16 protein-coding genes and 2 pseudogenes are annotated in these 18,672 nt (G+C 67.2%); 14 read left to right on the top strand and 4 right to left on the bottom strand.

Annotation, left to right across the window (positions count from 1 at the left end; translation table 11 throughout):
• Positions 1-2,112: a heavy metal translocating P-type ATPase gene (locus QUW25_RS06275; RefSeq protein WP_289511360.1), complete on the top strand. Its 2,112-nt coding sequence runs from the start codon at positions 1-3 to the stop codon at positions 2,110-2,112.
• Positions 2,113-2,484: 372 nt separating this feature from the next.
• On the opposite strand, the pseudogene QUW25_RS06270 reads toward QUW25_RS06275, so the two are convergent.
• A pseudogene (locus QUW25_RS06270) lies at positions 2,485-2,826 on the bottom strand (ATP-binding cassette domain-containing protein); the annotation flags it as partial.
• 73 nt (positions 2,827-2,899) lie between these two features.
• Here QUW25_RS06270 and QUW25_RS06265 point away from each other — a divergent pair.
• Positions 2,900-3,088: a hypothetical protein gene (locus QUW25_RS06265; RefSeq protein WP_289511359.1), complete on the top strand. Its 189-nt coding sequence runs from the start codon at positions 2,900-2,902 to the stop codon at positions 3,086-3,088.
• Between the two features lie 44 nt (positions 3,089-3,132).
• Here the strand turns inward: QUW25_RS06265 and QUW25_RS06260 are convergent.
• Positions 3,133-3,735: pseudogene (locus tag QUW25_RS06260) on the bottom strand (ABC transporter transmembrane domain-containing protein); the annotation flags it as partial.
• A gap of 466 nt (positions 3,736-4,201) precedes the next feature.
• Between QUW25_RS06260 and QUW25_RS06255 the strand changes: the two are divergent.
• From QUW25_RS06255 to QUW25_RS06240, 4 genes are all read left to right on the top strand, one after another.
• On the top strand, positions 4,202-4,900 hold the full coding sequence (locus tag QUW25_RS06255) for a helix-turn-helix transcriptional regulator (protein ID WP_289511358.1): 699 nt from the start codon (positions 4,202-4,204) through the stop codon (positions 4,898-4,900).
• A 96-nt stretch (positions 4,901-4,996) separates the two neighbouring features.
• Entirely contained in the window at positions 4,997-5,806 is an 810-nt protein-coding gene (locus QUW25_RS06250) for a ZIP family metal transporter (RefSeq protein ID WP_289511357.1), read from the top strand.
• Between the two features lie 499 nt (positions 5,807-6,305).
• Positions 6,306-7,040: a DUF3793 family protein gene (locus tag QUW25_RS06245; protein WP_289511356.1), complete on the top strand. Its 735-nt coding sequence runs from the start codon at positions 6,306-6,308 to the stop codon at positions 7,038-7,040.
• Positions 7,041-7,097: 57 nt separating this feature from the next.
• Complete coding sequence (locus QUW25_RS06240) at positions 7,098-7,505, top strand: flavodoxin domain-containing protein (protein ID WP_289511355.1); 408 nt, start codon at positions 7,098-7,100, stop codon at positions 7,503-7,505.
• Positions 7,506-7,665: 160 nt separating this feature from the next.
• Here QUW25_RS06240 and gpmA read toward each other — a convergent pair whose 3' ends face one another.
• Positions 7,666-8,430, bottom strand: a complete 765-nt coding sequence (gene gpmA / locus QUW25_RS06235) for a 2,3-diphosphoglycerate-dependent phosphoglycerate mutase (protein ID WP_289511354.1) — start codon at positions 8,428-8,430, stop codon at positions 7,666-7,668.
• Positions 8,431-8,559: 129 nt separating this feature from the next.
• Here gpmA and QUW25_RS06230 point away from each other — a divergent pair, with 129 nt between their 5' ends.
• Together QUW25_RS06230 and QUW25_RS06225 are read left to right on the top strand one after the other, a co-directional pair.
• Complete coding sequence (locus QUW25_RS06230) at positions 8,560-8,760, top strand: FeoB-associated Cys-rich membrane protein (protein ID WP_289511353.1); 201 nt, start codon at positions 8,560-8,562, stop codon at positions 8,758-8,760.
• A 193-nt stretch (positions 8,761-8,953) separates the two neighbouring features.
• On the top strand, positions 8,954-10,294 hold the full coding sequence (locus QUW25_RS06225; protein WP_289511352.1) for a glutamine synthetase family protein: 1,341 nt from the start codon (positions 8,954-8,956) through the stop codon (positions 10,292-10,294).
• Positions 10,295-10,363: 69 nt separating this feature from the next.
• Here the strand turns inward: QUW25_RS06225 and QUW25_RS06220 are convergent, their stop codons facing one another.
• Complete coding sequence (locus tag QUW25_RS06220; protein ID WP_289511351.1) at positions 10,364-11,104, bottom strand: hypothetical protein; 741 nt, start codon at positions 11,102-11,104, stop codon at positions 10,364-10,366.
• Between the two features lie 403 nt (positions 11,105-11,507).
• Here QUW25_RS06220 and QUW25_RS06215 point away from each other — a divergent pair, with 403 nt between their 5' ends.
• The 6 genes from QUW25_RS06215 (at position 11,508) to QUW25_RS06190 (ending at position 18,318) form a co-directional block, all read left to right on the top strand.
• Complete coding sequence (locus QUW25_RS06215) at positions 11,508-12,335, top strand: ABC transporter substrate-binding protein (protein WP_289511350.1); 828 nt, start codon at positions 11,508-11,510, stop codon at positions 12,333-12,335.
• 56 nt (positions 12,336-12,391) lie between these two features.
• Positions 12,392-13,246 carry an ABC transporter substrate-binding protein gene (locus QUW25_RS06210; RefSeq protein ID WP_289511349.1) on the top strand — a complete coding sequence of 285 codons (855 nt, stop codon included), beginning with the start codon at positions 12,392-12,394 and terminating at the stop codon, positions 13,244-13,246.
• A gap of 129 nt (positions 13,247-13,375) precedes the next feature.
• Positions 13,376-14,692 carry an ABC transporter permease subunit gene (locus QUW25_RS06205; RefSeq protein ID WP_289511348.1) on the top strand — a complete coding sequence of 439 codons (1,317 nt, stop codon included), beginning with the start codon at positions 13,376-13,378 and terminating at the stop codon, positions 14,690-14,692.
• On the top strand, positions 14,682-15,545 hold the full coding sequence (locus tag QUW25_RS06200; RefSeq protein ID WP_289511347.1) for an amino acid ABC transporter ATP-binding protein: 864 nt from the start codon (positions 14,682-14,684) through the stop codon (positions 15,543-15,545). Before QUW25_RS06205 ends, QUW25_RS06200 begins: the two co-directional genes overlap by 11 nt.
• 235 nt (positions 15,546-15,780) lie before the next feature.
• The gene (locus QUW25_RS06195; protein ID WP_289511346.1) at positions 15,781-16,455 is read left to right on the top strand and encodes a response regulator transcription factor; all 675 of its coding nucleotides are present in this window, start codon (positions 15,781-15,783) and stop codon (positions 16,453-16,455) included.
• Between the two features lie 468 nt (positions 16,456-16,923).
• Positions 16,924-18,318, top strand: coding sequence for a S1C family serine protease (locus tag QUW25_RS06190; protein ID WP_289511345.1), 1,395 nt, complete (start codon positions 16,924-16,926; stop codon positions 18,316-18,318).
• Positions 18,319-18,672 lie beyond the last annotated feature (354 nt).

Below are 18,672 nucleotides of genomic sequence, written 5' to 3'. Positions count from 1 at the left end.
ATGCTCTTTGAGATCGTCTCGGAGATTCCGGGGCGCCTGCGCCTGCGATGCGGGCGCGACCTCATGACCGAGGCCGAGGCTCGCGGGGTCTCCCACTCGCTCATGGCCGTGCCCGGCGTCCTCTTCGCGGAGGCGCATGCCGCCAACGGCTCCATACTCCTGCGCACGGACCCGGCTGACCCCGCCGCGCGCACGGCGGCGCTCGATGCCGTGCGCTCGCTTGACGTTCTCGCGCTGCCGTCCGTCGAGGAGCCCGGGCTTGGCCCGCGCGAGACGGAGCTCGAGATGGCGCTCGAGAACAACCGCTTTCAGATGAGGGTCGTGCGCCTCCTGCTCGCGCGCGCCGCCCGCCGCGCGCTCGTGCCCGCCCCGGCGCGCGTCGCGCTCGTCTGCGTGCGCGCCGCACGTCACATCCTGCGCGGCATTCGGGTCCTGCTCTCCGGCCGCATGGCCGTCGAGGTGCTCGACGCGGCCGCGCTCGCCGCGGCGCTCTCCCGGAGGTCCTTCTCGGAGGCGGGGACGATCGCGTTTCTCCTGCGCCTCTCCTCCCTCATGGAGGAGCACGTCAACGCCCGGGCGCGCCTCGCGCTGCGCGACGGCCTCGTCGTGCGCGCGGAGAGCGTCTGGCAGGTGGTCGACGGCAGGGACGTGCGCATCGCCACCGTGGACGTGCGGGAGGGCATGGTGCTCCACCTCGCGCAGGGCGGTGTCCTTCCCGTAGACGGCACCGTCGTGGGCGGCGTGGGCGAGCTCGACGAGTCCTCGATGACCGGCGAGGCGGCGCTCGTGCGCAAGGAGGCCGGGTCCACCGTCTTCGCCGGCACCGCGCTGCGCGACGGCGACCTGCTCGTCCGCGTGGCCGCCGTCCCCGGCGCCGCGCGCATAGACCGGATCGCCCGCATGGTGGAGGAGTCCTCCGACCTCAAGGCCTCGGCCCAGGGCAGGGCGGAGCGCCTGGCGGACGCCATCGTGCCGTACAGCTTCCTCGCGTTTCTCGGCATCCTGGCCGTGACGAGGAACCTGCGCACGGCGATGTCGGTCCTGATGGTGGACTACTCGTGCGCGATCAAGCTCTCCACGCCGGTGGCGGTCATGAGCGCCATGAACGAGGCCGCCCGCCACGGCATAGTGGTGCGCGGCGGCAGGTACCTCGAGGCCATGGCTGCGGCGGACACGGTGGTCTTTGACAAGACGGGGACGCTCACCAACGCCGCACCCGCCGTGGAGCGCGTGATCTCCCTCGGGGACCTCGGCGAGGACGAGGTCCTGCGCCTGGCCGCCTGCATAGAGGAGCACTTCCCGCACAGCATGGCGCGCGCGATCGTGGCGGAGGCGGAGCGTCGCGGGCTCTCCCACGAAAGCGAGCTCCATGCGGAGGTGCGCTACATCGTGGCGCACGGCATCGCCACGCGCGTGGGCGAGAAGGACGTGCTCATCGGCAGCGCCCACTTCCTCTTTGAGGACGAGCTCGTCGAGCGGCCCGCGGGGCTCGACGAGCTCGTGGAGCGCGAGGCTCCGGCCGCGTCGGTGATCTACGTGGCGTGCGACGGCGCCCTGGTGGGTGCCATCTGCGTGAGCGACCCGCCGCGCGCGGAGGCGAGCGAGGTCGTGAGGGAGCTGCGCGGGCGCGGCATGGACGAGCTCGTGATGCTCACGGGCGACGCCGAGCCCGCGGCGCGCCGGGTGGCCTCGGAGCTCGGGCTCACGTCGTACCGCGCGCAGGTGCTGCCGGAGGGCAAGAGCGCCCACGTCGAGGCGCTTCGCCGGGAGGGCCGCACGGTCATGATGGTGGGCGACGGCATCAACGACTCGCCTGCGCTCGCCGCGGCAGACGTCTCCGTCGCGATGGGCGACGCGAGCGACGTGGCGCGCGCCGTGGCCGACGTGCTCGTGACGGAGCCCTCGCTCGGGGCGCTCGTGACGGCGCGCGACCTCTCCGAGCGCCTCATGGCCCGCATCCGGCGCGACTACCGCCTCATCGTGGGGTTCAACACGCTGCTCATAGCCCTGGGGCTCGGCGGCGCGATCTCGCTTACCACCGCAGCCTACTTGCACAACGCCTCGACGCTCGCGATCACGGCGCTCAACGCGCGCCCGCTTCTGCGCGAGTAGGGGGGCGCGGGCGGGCCGCGCGCCGGCGCGCCCGGCACCCGCCCCGCGCGCCCGCCGCGGCCTACAGCGTCCAGTCCTCCCCCGCGCGCTGCAGCTCCACCATGCGCGCGAACGCCCCCCGGCCGCGAGAAGCTCCGCCGGCGAGCCCTGCTCGACCATGCGCCCGCCGTCGAGCACGCAGATCTTGTCGGCGCCGCGCACGGTGGAGAGCCGGTGGGCGATCATGAGCACGGTGCGGCGGCTGCCGTCCGCCCCGCGCGCGAGGCGCCTGAAGGCGGCCTGAATGCGCGCCTCGTTCTCCGGGTCCGCGAAGGCCGTTGCCTCGTCGAGCACCACGATCGGGGCGCGCTTGAGAATCGCACGGGCGATCATGAGGCGCTGGACCTCGCCGCCGGAGAGGTAGACGCCGCCGGCGCCCACCACCGTGTCGATGCCGTCGGGGAGCTTGGCTACGATGTCGTCGCACCGCGCGGCGGAGAGCGCCTCCAGGACCTCCTCGCGGGTGGCGTCCGGGCGCGCGGCGCGGACGTTCTCCAGCACGCTGGCCTTGAACGGGCAGTTTGCCTGGAAGACGAAGGCCACCTGCTCCATGAGGACGTGCGGGTCCATCTGTCGCACGTCCACGCCGCCCACCAGCACCGATCCCGCGCCCACGTCCCAGAAGCGCGGCACGAGCGAGGCGGCCGTGGTCTTGCCGCCGCCGGAGGGGCCCACCAGGGCGACCGTCGAGCCCGCGGGCACCGTGACGCTCACGTGGTCGAGCGCGGGCGCCTCGGCGCCGGGGTAGGTGAAGCTCACGTCGCGCAGCTCGACGGAGGCGTCGCGGGGCGTCTGCGGCGCGGCGGGCCCCTCGATCACGGGCGCCGCGAGCACCTCGTCCACGCGGCTGACGGCGTCCGCCGCCGACTGGAAGGCCTCGGACATGAACATCACGCGCGTCATCGCGGTGGGGATCACGGCCGAGAAGATCGTGTAGAACGCGAAGTTGGCGAGAAACGCGGCGAAGTCCCCCTCGCCGGGCGCGACGAGGATGGCGGCGGGCACCAGGAACGCCGCCACGCAGTTGATGACCGTGAGCGAGAGCGACTGCGGCACCTGGCACCACTTCACGGCATAGTCCTGGGCGAGGCGCGTGAACTCCTCGATGGCGTCGTGGAAGGCGCGGAAGGAGCGGACCGTGGCCTGGAACACCTTGAGCACGGGGATGCCGCGCACGTACTCGGTGCCGGTCTTGTTCATCTTGACGAGCGCGCCCTGGTAGCGGGTCATGAAGTCCATGCCGCGGCCGCCCATCATGTAGAGCATGCACGCCAGCGAGATGACCACCGACGCGAGGCACGCGAGCCCCAGGCGCCAGTCAAAGACGAAGAAGAGCGCGAGCATGCCGACGATCATGGCAATGCTGCCTGCGGTGTCAGGGAGCTTATGTGCGAGAAGCCCCTCGGTCTCGGCGGCGCAGCCGTCCACGACGCGGCGCAGTGCGCCCGAGGCATGGTCGTCGAAGTAGCCCAGGCTCGTGTGCATGAGGTGCTCCGTGGCTGCCTTGCGCATGTTCGCCGCGGTGCGGAAGGCGGCGAGGTGCGTGCACATGAGGCCCGCGAAGTAGAGCAGGATGGAGAGCACGGAGAGCCCGAGCGCGCGCCACCCCAGGCCCGCGATGCCGGTCGCGGCGCCCCAGTCGGGCTCGATGGAGATGAGCTCGCGTGCCACCAGCCAGATGCAGAGGTAGGGGCCAAAGCTCACGAGCATGGAGACGGCGGAGGGCGCGCGGCCAAGATAGGTGAGCGCGCGCCGCGGCCCGGCGAAGGCGAGCAGGCGCCCGACGGGCCCAGGTTGCTTGGACATAGATGCCTCCCGGTTCTTCTCGGTTGTTTGTTAGCACTGACTAACTTACTATGGGCGTGTTCGGCGGGGCGTTCCGGGGAGCGAGATTGGGACGGATTCGAAAGTGGGCGGAGCTCTCGGAGCTCTACATGGCGCAGGTCGAGCAGTTCGGCGTGGAGCTGCGGCGCCGCGGCGCGGCGCTGCTGGCGGCGCGCGTGGCCGTCGCGGGGGCGGCGCGCCGGCCGGGCGCCGGGCGGGCGGCGGCGTGGCGGTCTTCGGGCAGGACCGCTCAGAGCGCACCTACCCCCTGCGCGCAGGCTCGGTGCAGGACGCGGTCTCGATGACGCTGCTGCCCGAGTGGCTCGGGCGCCTCGAGGGCGCGCGGCGCGACGCAGCCCGCGAGCTCGTCTATGGCGTGGGGGAGACGTGCACGGGCGAGGTTGCGGCCGCGCTCGACGCGCTCCTGCGCGCCGTGACGCCGCTTTTCGGGGGAGCGCTGGCGGACGAGGGTCAGGTGATGCGGCAGATGGGGCGCGCGGCGGAGGTGGCGCTCGTCTGGCACGAGGAGCGCGAGCGCGCCGAGGCGGCGGCCGGCACGCTCGAGCAGGCGCGGCTCGTGTGCGCGGCGCGCCATCACGTGGCGCAGCACCTGGGGGAGAGCCTCACCCTCGACGGGATCGCGCGCGACCTGCTCACGAGCCGCTCGAGGCTGTGCGCGGCCTTCCGGGCGGAGACTGGCGAGGGCCTGGGCGCCTACGTGCGCCGCGCGCGCATGGAGCGGGCGGCAAACCTGCTCGAGGTGGCGTCGGTGAGCGTGGCCGAGGTTGCGAGCGCCGTGGGCTACCCGCGCGCCTGGCGGTCAAAAGGGGACGGCGGTCAAAAGGGGACGGGTCCGTTTTCGCTGCAAAAAGGGGACGGGTCCGTTTTGACAGCGAAAACGGACCCGTCCCCTTTTGACAGATAATGGTACTGTTTGACGGTACTTGTCGCGCCGGCGAAGGAGCGCGCCGCATGCGGGCCGACGACGGCGGGGCCTCGCCGGACTTCTCCAGGAGGGCACATGGTCGACAACATCCCGCAGGCGTTCACGTGGGCGGCGCTCGGCTGCGGCTTCACGTGGATCATGACCACGGCGGGCTCGGCGGTGGTGTTCTTCTTCCGATCCGAGCGCAAGCTCATGCACCACATCTTCCTCGGCTTTGCCGCGGGCGTCATGGTGGCGGCGAGCGTGTGGTCGCTGCTCAACCCAGCGATCGAACAGGCCGAGGCCCAGGGCGTCCCGGGATGGCTGCCCGCCGCGGGCGGCTTCGTCCTGGGCGTGGCCTTCCTAATGGCGCTCGACACCTTCCTGCCGCACCTGCACGCGGACGCCGAGGAGCCCGAGGGCGTGCCCTCCGGGTGGAAGCGCACGACGCTTCTGGTATCCGCGGTGACGCTGCACAACATCCCCGAGGGAATGTCGGTGGGGCTGCTGTTTGCGATGGCGGCGCAGTCTTCGGGCGCGGCGGGGGAAGCCTACCTCGGCATGGCCGTGGCGCTGGCGATGGGCATCGGCCTGCAGAACTTCCCGGAGGGCGCGGCGATCTCCCTGCCGCTCGCGCGCGAGGGCATGAGCCGCAGGCGCGCCTTTCTCGCCGGCAGCCTCTCCGGCATCGTGGAGCCGGTCTTCGGCGTGGCGGTGGTGCTGGCCAGCGGCTGGATTGCCCCATATATGCCATGGCTTCTGGCCTTTGCCGCGGGCGCGATGATCTATGTGGTGGTGGAGGAGCTCATCCCCGAGGCGCATCTCGGCGAGCACTCCAACGTGGGCACGCTCGGGTTTATCGCCGGCTTTGTGGTGATGATGGTGCTCGACGTGGCGTTGGGGTAGGGCGCGCGGCCGCGCCGCCGCTGCGTGGGCGCCGCCCGGTTGCCTCGCGGCGTGCGCCGCTGTCCCAAAAGGTCCCTGTCCCTAAGTGGGACAGACCTAGGTGACCAGCCTCGGGCAAGTTGTGAAGAAAGTGTGTTAACCTAGGTTTACACTAGGGATTCGAAGCAAGTTAACCTATTCTAACTATGCGCCGAGAAGAACAAGCGACTCGAAGCGACAGCGTCTCGGACCGGCGCAGTGCGTTTAACCCTGCCCAAGCGGCGGATCCTCTCCCCGCCGCGAACGGCGCACCTTCGCGCCACCTGCCAACCCCCTCTGCGGCAGGTGGCGCCTTTGTGTGTGGCGTCAGCTGCCGGCGTGTCTGTCTGCTGCGTCTTTGCTGCGCTTTCAGCCCTCGAGCATGGGCAAGCGAGTCTCAGCCAGCCCTCTCTGGACAACGAGTAAACCATGGCGTACTTTATCGACTGAAGTTAGTGTCATCTAACAAAAGGAGACGGACGTGGGACAGGGCATGGACAGCAGCGCGGTCGGCCTCGGGATGGCTGCGACGCCCGAGGAGCTCCTCGAGGCTCAGCTCGTCCGATGCCTCGTGTGCCAGGCCGGTCTGGTGATGGCGGGTCGCAAGCCCGCTGCGGTCTTTGGCTTCAGGCCGCGCACGACGGATGCGACGGACACCGCGGGCGCGGCGGCACGCACGGCGGACGCGACACGCGCGGCGGTCGCGGCGCCACGCGAGCCGAGTACACCGCACCCGCGCCGCCTCGTCGCGCGGCTGCTCTCGGTCTATGCGGGGCAGACGCGCCCGCTGGGGCTTCGCATCTCGTGCCTCGGGTGGCGCGGCGAGCGCGTCATGCTGCTCGTCTGGAGGCCCGAGCTCGTCGAGGTTCTTCTCGCCGAGCGGGAGGTCCGCCGCTTCCTGGCGCGCCGCGGGCTCCCGGGCGACCCCGCGTCCCTCGTCTCCAGGCTCGCCGGGCTTCTCCGCTCATACTACGCCGGTCGGCGCCCCTTCCCGCACGAGGTGGGGATCGTCCTGGGATACCCGGTCGAGGACGTCGAGGGGTTCCTGGCCGACGGCGGCCGCAACGCCGCGGCGTGCGGCAGGTGGAAGGTCTACGGGGACGTGCGTGCCGCCCGGCGGCGCTTCGAGGAGCTGGACCGGGCGGATAGCCACGTCAAGAGGCTTTTCTCCGCGGGGGTCCCCATGCGGGAGCTGCTGCGGATGGGAGCGGCATAAGGGCTGCGGCCACCGGCCGCGCGAGAAAGGAACGCAATAGGCAAGAACGTCGCGATCGTGTACTGGACGAGCACGGGCAACACCGAGGAGATGGCGCGCGCCCTCGAGGAGGGCGTCGGCGAGGCGGGCGGCACGGCGCGGCTCGTCGCCGTCGCCGACTTCTCGGCAGACGAGGTCTCCGACTACGACGCCCTGGCCTTCGGCTGCCCCGCCATGGGCGCCGAGGAGCTCGAGGCGGACGAGTTCGAGCCGGTCTGGGACGCCTGCAAGGACGCGCTGGGCGAGAAGCCCGTGGTGCTGTTCGGCAGCTACGACTGGGGGACCGGAGAGTGGATGGACACGTGGAAGGAGGGTGCGGAGGATGCTGGCGTGAACGTGGTCGCCGCGGTCATCGCCAACCTGGCGTCCGACGCTGCCGCCGTCTCCGAGCTCAAGGCCGCCGCCGAGGCCCTCGTTAAGGCCTAGCGCCCCGCCGGCCCGCCCCGCCGCCGGCATCCCGCCCGCGGTCGGCGACCCGCGACCCGGAACGCGCAAGGCCCCCGGGGTTCCGGAGAGAAGTTTCGCGCAGCGCACTTCTCGTAGGAACTCCGGGGGCCTTCTCTACGCGCTCAGGGGCGAACGCAGCCTACTTCTTGACCTTGCCCTGGTTGGCAACGGCGTTGATCTTGGCCTCGATGGTGGCCGGGTCGCCGATGTAGTGCTTGTCGACGACGTTCCAGTCCTTGTCGAAGGTGTAGGCGCACGGCACGCCGGTCGGGATGTTGACCTCGAGGATCTCCTCGGGGGTCAGCTTCTCGAACTGCATGACGAGGGCGCGCAGGCTGTTGCCGTGAGCGGCGATGAGCACGCGCTTGCCGGCCTCCATCTGCGGCTTGATCTCCTGCTCAAAGTACGGCCAGGCGCGGGCGATGGTGTCCTTGAGGCACTCGGTGTAGGGGAGGTCCTCCTTGGGTACGTCGCGGAACATCTCCTGGACGTGCGGGTCGCGCTCGTCGCCGGGCTCGAGGGCGGGCGGCTGAACGTCAAAGGAGCGACGCCAGATCTTGACCTGGTCCTCGCCGTGCTCGGCAGCGGCGTCGGCCTTGTTCAGGCCCTGGAGGGCGCCGTAGTGGCGCTCGTTGAGCTGCCAGGCCTTGGTGACGGGCAACCAGTTGCGGTCGAGCTCGTCGAGCACGCAGTTGAGCGTGTGGATGGCGCGCTTGAGCAGCGAGGTGTAGCAGACGTCGAAGTCGTAGCCGGCCTCCTTGAGGGCCTTGCCGCCCGCGTGGGCCTCCTCGCGGCCGGTGTCGGTGAGGTCAACGTCGGTCCAGCCGGTGAAGAGGTTGAGCTTGTTCCACTCGGACTCGCCGTGGCGGACGATGACGAGCTGCATGGTCTGATCGTCGTTCATTGGAGACACGTCCCTTCTCGATGCTGAGTTTGTGCGGCGGGCGCCGCCCAACATGTATAGTATGACGCAATGGGTATAGTTGCGTTAGGTTAACACTGAGGTTTTTCAGCTGTCGGAGGGAGCGGGAGCGTGAGTACGACCGATTTTCTTGTCATAGCGGTGATTGCGGTGCTGCTGGTGCTTGCCGTACGCTCCATCGTGCGGTCTCAAGCCAACGGCTGCTCGGACTGCGGCAGCCGCGGGAGCTGCTCCGCGCACGTTACCGGTGCGCCGTGCCCCGCTGCCAAGGATATGCTCAGCCACGTGGAGGACCGCCTCAACAAGCTGTAAAAGGGGGACGGGTTCTACCTCTCAGAGTTTTTGGGACAGGCCTCGAGTGTTGTTCGAGGCCTGTCCCAAAAACTCTGAGAGGTAGAACCCGTCCCCCTTTTACAGCTCCTAATGGGAAACAGGGGCGAAACACTTCTGTGAGAACCTACGAAAGACTATGAACCGCTCGCGTCCGCACCGGGGAGGACCTCGCATGAGCACCGAGAAAGACATCGACTTCGTCCTGCGCACCGTCGAGAAGCGCGACATCCGCTTCGTGCAGCTGTGGTTCACGGACGTTCTTGGCAACCTCAAGTGCTTTGCCATCTCGCCGGAGGAGCTGGAGGAGGCCTTTGAGGAGGGCATTGGCTTTGACGGCTCCGCCGTTGACGGCTTTGCCTCTCTTGAGGAGTCGGACATGCTGGCCTTCCCGGACCCTGCCACGTTTGCGCTGCTCCCGTGGCGTCCCAAGGAGTCCGGCGTGGCGCGCGTCTTCTGCGACGTCTCCACCCCCTCGCGCGAGCCCTTTGACGGCGACCCGCGCCGCTGCCTGCGCAAGGTCTTCGAGAAGGCCGACGAGCAGGGCTTTGTTCCCAACGTGGGTCCCAAGATCGAGTACTTCTACTTCGATAACGACCTCGATCCCGTGCCGCTGGACACCGCCGGCTACTTTGACCTCACGCCGATGGATCGCGCCAACGACCTGCGCCGCCAGACCACGCTCACCTTGGAGAAGATGTCCATCCCGGTGCAGTACTCCTATCACGCCGCCGGCCCGTCCCAGAACGGCGTTGAGCTGCGCTTCACCGAGGCCGTGAGCTGCGCGGACAACATCATGACGGCGCGCCTGGTCATCAAGCAGGAGGCTGCGGGCCAGGGCATGTTCGCCTCGTTCATGCCCAAGCCCATCGCGAGCGCCCCGGGATCGGCGATGTATCTCTACCAGTCCCTTCTCGACCACGAGGGCGAGAACCTCTTCTGGGGCCCCAAGGAGCACCACCCCGCGCACCTCTCCGACATCGGGCAGCACTACATTGCGGGCATCCTCAAGTACGCCCCGGAGTTCACGCTGGTCACCAACCCCACGGTCAACTCCTACAAGCGCTTTGTCTCCACGGGCGAGGTGCCCACCTATGCCACCTGGGGTCGCCGCAACCGCTCCGCGCTCGTGCGCATCCCCACGCACAAGCCCGGCAAGCACATCGCCACGCGCATCGAGCTGCGCAGCCCCGACCCCACGGCCAACCCGTACCTGGCGCTCGCCGTCACCATCGCGGCCGGACTCAAGGGCATCGAGGAGAGACTCCCGCTGCCCGAGGAGTCCACGTGCGACACCTTCAACCTGAGCGAGGCCGAGCTCGCCGCCAAGGGGATCTGCCGCCTGCCGCGCACCCTCGGCGAGGCCATCGACCGCTTTGAGTCCTCCGAGCTCATGCGCGAGGTTCTCGGCGACCACATCTTCACCTACTTCGTGCGCGAGAAGCGCCGCGAGTGGGAGGAGTTCTGCACCGCCGTCACGGACTGGGAGCGCGAGCACTACTACGGTGGCGTCTAAGCCCGTCAATGGGGCCGCCCCGAATGAGCGCAAGGGAGCCGCGAGCCGCTTGGGCACGCGGCTCCTCTCTTACTGTGCCATGCCGTACCAGGCCGTTCCCTCGTAGCACCAGCCCTGGCGCTTGAGGGCTACGAGCTCGTCGTAGCTCGTGGTATAGTGGTGCGAGCCCGTCTGGGCGTAGGGGTTAAAGAGCCGGTAGAGCCGCACGCCGCGCTCGTCATCCGAGTACCAGCCAATACCCTCCTGCCGCCAGCCGAGGCGCCCAAGCTGGTCATACTCGGCCTTGTTTGTGGTGTAGTGGTGGTCCCCTCCGCTCACGTAGGGGTTGTAGAGCCGGTAGACGGGCGTCTTTGACGAGAGGGGCGCGGTCCAGGCCTCGCCCTCGGCGGACCAGCCCAGCTCGACCAGCGCCTCGCCCTCGTCGGCGTCCGCAGTGTAGAGATGCTCGCCGGTGTAGGGGTTGTAGAAGCGCAGCATCGTCATGTCAGTGGGCTCGGGCTCAGGTTCGGGTTCCGGTTCCGGCTCCGGCTCGGGCGTTGGCTCCGGCTCCGGTGCCTCTTCGGCCGACTCATCGGGATCCGTCCCCTGCTCGGGCCGCTCCTCCGGTTGCTCCTCGGGCTCGCCCTGCGGGTCCTTCTCGCCCTGGTCCTCATTTGGCTCCTGCACCACTACCTCGTCGGTGGTGGGGGAGTCTACAACAGCCTCGTCCGCGCGGGCCGCCAGGGGCGAGCCGGCGACAAGCGCCAGGGCGGTGACAAGCGCAACGGCGAGAAGTGCGGCGTGCTTTCCTGCATATCCCATGCGCGTCATGGCGTACCCTCCTGTGACGATGTTGGCCTCTCTCACCATACGCGCGGGCGTCACGTTTTGACCCTGCGCTTCTCCGTGCGGCGTAGATTTGGCGGTGGTCAGCGCGGGGGGGCACGGAGCGCATGCTGAAAGTGGCCACAGTGGTCAAATATGCAATTTTCTTCTCGAAGTATGCAGAAAACCGCAACCTTGAGGACGAGTATGCAGACCAGCGGGTTCTCGCGCGCAAAATCATGTCAATCTTGTTAAGAAAGCCAAAGGCGCGGGGCTTATGAGGGCAAATGAACCAAACTAGCTCCTTGGCGACAGGCGAGGCCGCGGCCTCGACACGGGGAAGACCCCGTGCCCTCTGTCGGGAAAGGGCGTGACCACGCGCCAAAGCACTGGGGGAAGGAACCCTATCATGAAGCTCTCCAGCCGGATTGCGGGCGGCCTTGCGGTTGCCTGCGCACTCGCCGTGACGATCGCGGGATGCAGCGGGGGAGGGCAGACCAGCACCCCCGCCTCTGACAACACCTCCGAGGCGTCCTACACCCTCGTCACCGATGGCACCATCACCGTTGCCTCCGACCTGGCCAACGCCCCGCTCGACTTTGTTGACGAGAACACCGGCGAGGCCCAGGGCTTTGAGATCGACCTCATCAACGCCGTGGCCGACAAGCTCGGCCTAGAGTGCGAGGTCCTTCCCGCGATGAAGTTCGACACCATCGTCCCGCTCATCGAGCAGGGCGGCAAGGCCGACGTGGGCGTCTCCAACATCACCATCACGGACGCCCGCATGGAGCAGGTGGACTTCACCGACTCCTACATGGACTCCAACCAGGGCCTCGTGACGCTTGCGGCAAACGCGGACGTGACCGAGGACGATCTCAACGTCGAGGGCACCAAGATCGCCGTCCAGGCGGGCACGACCGGCGCCTCCTGGGCCGAGGAGAACCTGCCCAACGCGGAGATCGTGGCGCTTGACGACCCGGTGGTCGCGATCACCGGCGTGCAGACCGGCCTCTACTCCGCCGCGGTGGCGGACCTGCCCGTGATGACCTACCTCTGCTCCAGCTCGTTCACCGACTGCCAGGTGGCCATCGAGATCCCCACGGGCGAGCAGTACGGCATTGCCGTCAACAAGGACAACCCCGGCCTCACCGAGGCCATCAACGGCGCCCTGGCCGAGCTCGAGGAGGAGGGCTACATCTCCGAGCTCGAGGTCAAGTGGCTCGGCGCCGAGCTCTAGCAGTAAGCGTGCAAAGGGGACAGGAACCTTTGCACATCACAATGGGAGGAAATGAAATGTCCAGCATGACCCGTCGCAACTTCGTCGCAACCCTCGGCGCCGCCGGCGCCCTCGCCCTCGCCGGCTGCGGCGGCTCCGAGCAGCCCGCCGAGAACACCACCGACCAGACCACCGATGACCAGACCACCGACCAGACCCCCGAGGAGGCCTCCTACACCCTCGTGAAGGAGGGCGTGCTCACCAACGTGGCCGAGCTCGGCTTCTCGCCCTTCGAGTACATCGACGAGGACGGCAACACCGTGGGCTTTGACGTGGACCTCTCCAACGCCATTGCGGAGAAGATGGGTCTCACCTGCGAGTGGCTGCCCAACCAGGCCTTCGACACGCTCGTCCCCACCATCAAGCAGGGCGGAAAGGCCGACATCTCCATCGCTGGCGTCACCATCACCGACGAGCGCCTTGAGGACGTTGACTTCTCCGATCCCTACCTCAACTCCAACCAGGCCCTCATCGTGGCCGCCAGCTCCAGCTACGCCACCGACGACCTCGACACCGAGGAGATCCAGATCGCATGCCAGACCGGCACCACCGGCGACGCCTGGATCCAGGAGAACCTGCCCAATGCCACGCGCGTGCCGCTGGCTGACGTCACGGCCGGCATGATGGGCGTCTCCACGGGCTCCTACCAGGCCATGGTCATCGACCTGCCCGTTGCCCAGAACATGCTCGCGCAGTCCTTCTCCGACCTCAAGGTCCTCGAGGAGATCCCCACGGGCGAGCAGTACGGCATCGCCGTCTCCTACGACAACCCGGGCCTCAAGGACGCCATCAACGACGCCCTCGCCCAGATCGAGGAGGACGGCACGATGGACGAGCTCAAGCAGAAGTGGTTCGGCACCACCGAGATCTAAGCGAGAAGAACCTGCGGGCCGCGGCCGGTGCTGACAAAGGTGACAGGGCACTTTGTCATGATTGCCGCGGCCCACGCGCATCATGACAAAGTGCCCTGTCACCTTTGTCAGCACCGAAACGGAGGAAGCATGCAGCATAAACGGGGGGCGCTTCTCGTTGCGCTCGCGCTGGCGCTCACGGGCGTCTTTGCGCTCGCGGCGCCGCAGCCCGCTCAGGCGCTCACCACCGAGAAGGCCACCGCTCGTCCCAACGAGGACGGCGGTGACGGTGTCATTGGCGGGATGGACACGCGCCTCACCTGGGAGGGCACGGTCGAGGGCGGCGAGGAGGTCACCTCGGTCACGCTGACCCTTCCCGAGGGCTCCACGTTTGACGGCTCCACCACGCGCATCACCGCCCTCGAGGGCCTGAAGCGCATGGACGTCACCGGCGAGGCCACGCCTTCGGGCCCCTCCATCACGGTGAGCTTTGACCAGCCCGTTCCCGAGGGGTCGCTCCTGCGCCTTGAGATCACCAACATGCAGTTCCCCTCCGAGGGTGGGGAGTGCGTCGTCTCGGGCAGCTACGAGAGCGCGGGCCAGACCCACGAGCTCGCCGACTCCAAGCCCATCGAGACCATCGCCAACACCCCGCTGCAGTCGATCGTCAACTGGCTCGACGAGCAGCCGTGGGTGGAGGCGTGGAACTCAAACCAGTTCCTGGGCATGTTCCTCAAGCCCCAGCTGCTCGTGACGTCCTTCTCGTCCCTTGCGCCGGGCTGGATCCTCTGCCTGGGCATCGTGGTGGCGGCCTACCCGTTTGCCATCGCGCTGGGACTGCTGTTTGCCATGCTCAAGATCTCCAAGTGGCGCATCCTGCGCGCCATCGCGGTGATCTACATCAACGTGCTGCGCGGAACGCCGCTCTTCCTGCAGATCTACATCATGTTCTTTGGCCTGCCGATGCTCAACATCAACATCGACAACAACCTGCTGGGCATCATCGTCATGGCCATCAACTCATCGGCCTACCTCGCCGAGATCTTCCGCGCGGGCATCCAGTCCATCCCGCAGGGCCAGTACGAGGCCGCGAGCTCGCTTGGCATGAACTACGTGCAGACGATGTTCACCATCATCCTGCCGCAGACCGTGCGCCGCGTGATCCCCACCGTGACGAGCGACTTCATTACCGCCTTCAAGGACACGTCGCTGCTCTCCTCGGTGGGCGTCATGGAGCTCATGATGTTCTCCAAGAACCTCACCACGGTCTCCGGCAACATCACCCCCTACGTGGCCGCCGGCATCTTCTACCTCATCGTCACGCTGCCGCTGATCAAGGTCGTGGGCATCGTCGAGGAGAACATCGCCCGCTCCGAGCGTGGCGGCGGCCCGCGCCCCAAGCGCCGCGCCGACGTGGCCGACAACGCCGCCGCCCAGATGAAGGAGGTCGCCGCCGATGCCTGCTAAGAAGTTCGGTCACGCGCGCACCATCGACGTCCCGCCGGCGCTTCCCGCCGAGGAGGCCGCGCGCATTGCCTACGAGGCCGACCAGGGCCTCACGAGCCACCACTTCACGCCCGGCGAGCACCCCATCGTGCGCATCGAACACCTCAACAAGAGCTTTGACGACACGCTCGTCCTGAAGGACGTGAACCTCAACGTCTGGCCTGGCGAGGTCGTGGTGGTCCTGGGTCCCTCCGGCTCCGGTAAGTCCACGATGCTGCGCTGCATCAACCTACTCGAGACGCCGAGCGCCGGTCACATCCTCATCGAGGATGACGAGATCACCAACAAGAGCGCCGCTGAGGTCAACAAGCTGCGCCGCGACGTGGGCATGGTCTTCCAGCAGTTCAACCTCTTCCCGCACCTCACGGCCAAGGAAAACGTCATGATCGGCCAGACCAAGGTGCTCAAGAAGGACAAGGCCGAGGCCGAGGCGGAGGCCATGAAGCAGCTCGATGCCGTGGGTCTTGCGGACCGCGCGGACTTTAAGCCCGCGCAGCTCTCCGGTGGCCAACAGCAGCGCGTGGCCATCGCGCGCGCGGTTGCCATGCACCCCAACGTGCTGCTCTTTGACGAGCCCACCTCGGCCCTTGACCCCGAGCTCGTGCGCGGCGTCCTCGACGTCATGCGCGACCTCGCGGAGAACTCCGGCATGACCATGATCGTCGTGACCCACGAGATGGGCTTCGCGCGTGACGTGGCCGACCGCGTGGTCTTCATGGAGGAGGGCGTGGTGGTGGAGCAGGGCCTCCCCGAGAAGGTCTTCGACCACCCCGAGAACCCCCGCACCGCCGAGTTCCTCGGCTCGATCAAGTAGCCCCTTCTTCTCGCGCTGTGGGCCGCCGGAATGTTCCTTCGAGAAGTGCGCTTCGCGAAACTTCTCTACGGAACATTCCGGCGGCCGTCGTGAGCCCCTTCGACGTTCCGTAAGAAAGTTCCGCGCAGCGCACTTTCTGGAGGAACGTCGAAGGGGCTCCTCGTGTGAGGTGGAGTAGAAGTCTTTGTGGTAGTATTCGGTAGTTCATGCGTCCTTACTTCGGGGGGTCGACCGGATGCATCACAAGAACATTCTGCTTGTCTCCGCCACCACGCTCCTGCACGATCGCATGCGAGAGCTCTCTCACGCCATCGACGTCTCCATTGCCCTTGCAAACGAGGAGACCTTCTCGCAGGCCGTGAGCTCAGGGCATGAGTTTGACCTTGTGATTCTTGACGGCGAGGGCATGAGCCAGGACATCCTCAATGCTGTTGACGCCTTTGTCCAGGAGAACGGCTTCATCCCCATGCTGCTTGTCCAGGACCCCGACAAGCTGGCTATGCTCCACATGCCCACGCAGGGCTCCAACGACTTTATCCTCTCCACTGCAGGCTCCGCCGAGTTTGAGCTGCGCTGCACGCTTCTGCTCTGGCCGGGCGAGGAGAGCGCCCCGGCAGACCTTGTCACCGTGGACAACATGACCATCAACCTGGCCACGTATCAGGTCTACATTGACGAGAAGCCCGTGGACCTCACGCTCATGGAGTACTCGCTGCTGTCCTTTTTGGCCACGCACCCGAGCCGTGCCTACTCGCGCGAGACGCTGCTGCACCGCGTCTGGGGCTTCGAGTACTGCGGCGGCACGCGCACCGTTGACGTGCACATCCGTCGCGTGCGCTCCAAGGTGGGCCCGCAGGTGGCAAGCCACATCGTCACCATCCGCGGTGTGGGCTACCTCTTCCGCATCTAGTCGTCTGCGGGCCGAGAAAACCGCGCCTCTGTACCAGATTCCAAAATGAGCGCCGAGAAAACCTCGGGGCTGTACCAGATGTCCGAAGACCTGCCGAGAAAAGCGTCCCCCTGTACCAACCGATGGTCCGCATTCGGATCAATGCTGGTACAGAGGGCGGGTTTTATCGGCGAGAAGTGCGGTGGCGGGTACAGGGGCCGGTATTTCTCGGCACCCCATCGAAGCGCGTGGTACAGCCCCCTGATTTTCTCGCCACGGTCTTGAGAAAGTGGTACGGAGGCCGATATTTCTCGTCGGCACGCAAGACAGGCCTGGCGTGCCCTTTCAGACAACCAAAAGCAACATGGCACGCATGTGACAATTCCCGTACACCTGTCTTGACGGCGGAGCGCTGGGGGTACATTCCCTCTTGACCACGAAGGACGCATCCGCGCCGACGTTTGGCGCGTCAGAAGAAGAGAGGCAGCCATGAGCGAGTATCCATATGGGACCTCCGATCCCGAGCGTTCCGAGGAGCCCCAGACCGAGGTTCGCCCGGAGCCGTACACCCCGCCGGTGCCGGGTGCAAACACCACCCCGGAGCCGCCGGAGTTTGACTACGGACAGCACGCCGCCCACGCTCACCATGAGGACCACGACCAGCACAACAAACGTGCGTACTCCGGGCTCAAGGCGGTTCTCGCCGGCCTTCTTGGCGGCGTGATCGGTGCGGCGGCGCTCACGGGCGCGCTCTACGCGGGCGGCGTGATCGGCAAGACCACCGTGGTCGCCGGCGGCAGCTCGGGCCAGCAGGTCACGATTGACCCCAACGACGAGGACACCACCGTAGCCAACGCCGTGGCGGCAAAGGCCCTGCCCTCCGTGGTCACGGTCTACAGCACTTACGCCGACGGCGAGGGCATGGGCTCCGGCGTCATCTATGACAAGAACGGCAACATCATTACCAACAACCACGTCATCGAGGATGCCGAGTCCATCTCGGTTACCATGAACGGGCAGAGCTACGCGGCGACCCTCGTGGGCACCGACGCCTCCTCCGACCTGGCCGTCATCCACGCTGACTTTGGCGATGCCGAGGTCACGCCCATGGAGATCGGCAACTCCTCGGACCTGCAGGTGGGCGACTGGGTCATGTCCGTGGGCAGCCCGTTTGGCCTTGAGAACTCCGTCTCGCAGGGCATTGTCTCGGCCCTCTCGCGCAACACCCTCATGGAAGGCGCCTCGGGCAACACGCTCTACACCAACCTCATCCAGACCGACGCCACGATCAACCCCGGCAACTCCGGCGGCGCGCTCGTGAACGCCGAGGGCCAGCTTGTGGGCATCTGCACGCTCTACTCGTCCGACACGCAGAGCTTTGCCGGCATTGGCTATGCCATCCCGAGCGACTACGCCGTGGAGGTTGCCGACAAGATCATCGCCGGAGAAACGGTCACGCACGCCTACATCGGCCTTACCATGCAGACCGTGAACGCGCAGAACGCCTTCAGGAACAACCTCGCTGTTGACCAGGGCGCCTACGTGGTCGAGGTTGCCGAGGGCGGTCCGGCAGCCGCGGCGGGCATCCAGGTGGGAGACGTCATCACCGCCATTGGCGACGAGCAGATCACCTCGGCCGACGGAGCCATCCTCGCGGTGCGCTCCCACAGCGAGGGCGAGACCGTGCCCGTGACCGTGATGCGCGGCAGCGAGCAGATGACCTTCGACGTGACCCTTGGCTCCGACGAGACCCTCCAGCAACAGCAGCAGGAGCAGCAGAACCAGACCGTCAACGTGAACGGCCAGGACGTCTCCCTCGAGGACCTCATCGATCTCTACCAGCAGTATCAGGAGCAGCAGTACAGTCCCTTCGGCGGCCGCTAGGCGCAAGAGGCAAGAAGAACGGCGACTCGGGCCCCACGGCATCTGCCGTGGGGCCCTCTTTGTCACCACCTTTGTCACCAACCCACCCCCATGCCCTTCTCGGCGCTGGTGATACCGACCGGTTTTGGGCAAAAGATTTGATATCCAACGCCGTCCTGCACGTTAAGGGGCCCCTGCCAAGCAGAACGACCTGCGGAAACGTTGACCACGTGACCCGCGATGCCTTCCAAAGGCATTGAGTACATAAAAAGTGTTGCCCAAAACCACCTCAAACCTCACGGAAACGGCCTCCCCGCGAGCGCGGGACGGCAAAAGTGCGCCAGGTGCATTCCGGGCGAATGAAAAACATCAAAC

It is taken from the genome of Thermophilibacter provencensis, from assembly GCF_030372065.1.
In the GTDB taxonomy this organism is placed as follows: domain Bacteria; phylum Actinomycetota; class Coriobacteriia; order Coriobacteriales; family Atopobiaceae; genus Thermophilibacter; species Thermophilibacter provencensis_A.
The sequence above is the reverse complement of the archived record's forward strand: the minus strand, read 5'-3'. Positions and strand labels throughout refer to the sequence as shown.

What these genes read in the sequence shown, in the direction of transcription:
- QUW25_RS06220 (WP_289511351.1), bottom strand. Translation starts at nt 11,104, where the DNA reads ATGACGCGCATGGGATATGCAGGAAAGCACGCCGCACTTCTCGCCGTT.
- QUW25_RS06210 (WP_289511349.1), top strand. Translation starts at nt 12,392, where the DNA reads ATGTCCAGCATGACCCGTCGCAACTTCGTCGCAACCCTCGGCGCCGCC.
- gpmA (WP_289511354.1), bottom strand. Translation starts at nt 8,430, where the DNA reads ATGAACGACGATCAGACCATGCAGCTCGTCATCGTCCGCCACGGCGAG.
- QUW25_RS06195 (WP_289511346.1), top strand. Translation starts at nt 15,781, where the DNA reads ATGCATCACAAGAACATTCTGCTTGTCTCCGCCACCACGCTCCTGCAC.
- QUW25_RS06225 (WP_289511352.1), top strand. Translation starts at nt 8,954, where the DNA reads ATGAGCACCGAGAAAGACATCGACTTCGTCCTGCGCACCGTCGAGAAG.
- QUW25_RS06275 (WP_289511360.1), top strand. Translation starts at nt 1, where the DNA reads ATGCTCTTTGAGATCGTCTCGGAGATTCCGGGGCGCCTGCGCCTGCGA.
- QUW25_RS06190 (WP_289511345.1), top strand. Translation starts at nt 16,924, where the DNA reads ATGAGCGAGTATCCATATGGGACCTCCGATCCCGAGCGTTCCGAGGAG.
- QUW25_RS06215 (WP_289511350.1), top strand. Translation starts at nt 11,508, where the DNA reads ATGAAGCTCTCCAGCCGGATTGCGGGCGGCCTTGCGGTTGCCTGCGCA.
- QUW25_RS06200 (WP_289511347.1), top strand. Translation starts at nt 14,682, where the DNA reads ATGCCTGCTAAGAAGTTCGGTCACGCGCGCACCATCGACGTCCCGCCG.
- QUW25_RS06205 (WP_289511348.1), top strand. Translation starts at nt 13,376, where the DNA reads ATGCAGCATAAACGGGGGGCGCTTCTCGTTGCGCTCGCGCTGGCGCTC.
- QUW25_RS06250 (WP_289511357.1), top strand. Translation starts at nt 4,997, where the DNA reads ATGGTCGACAACATCCCGCAGGCGTTCACGTGGGCGGCGCTCGGCTGC.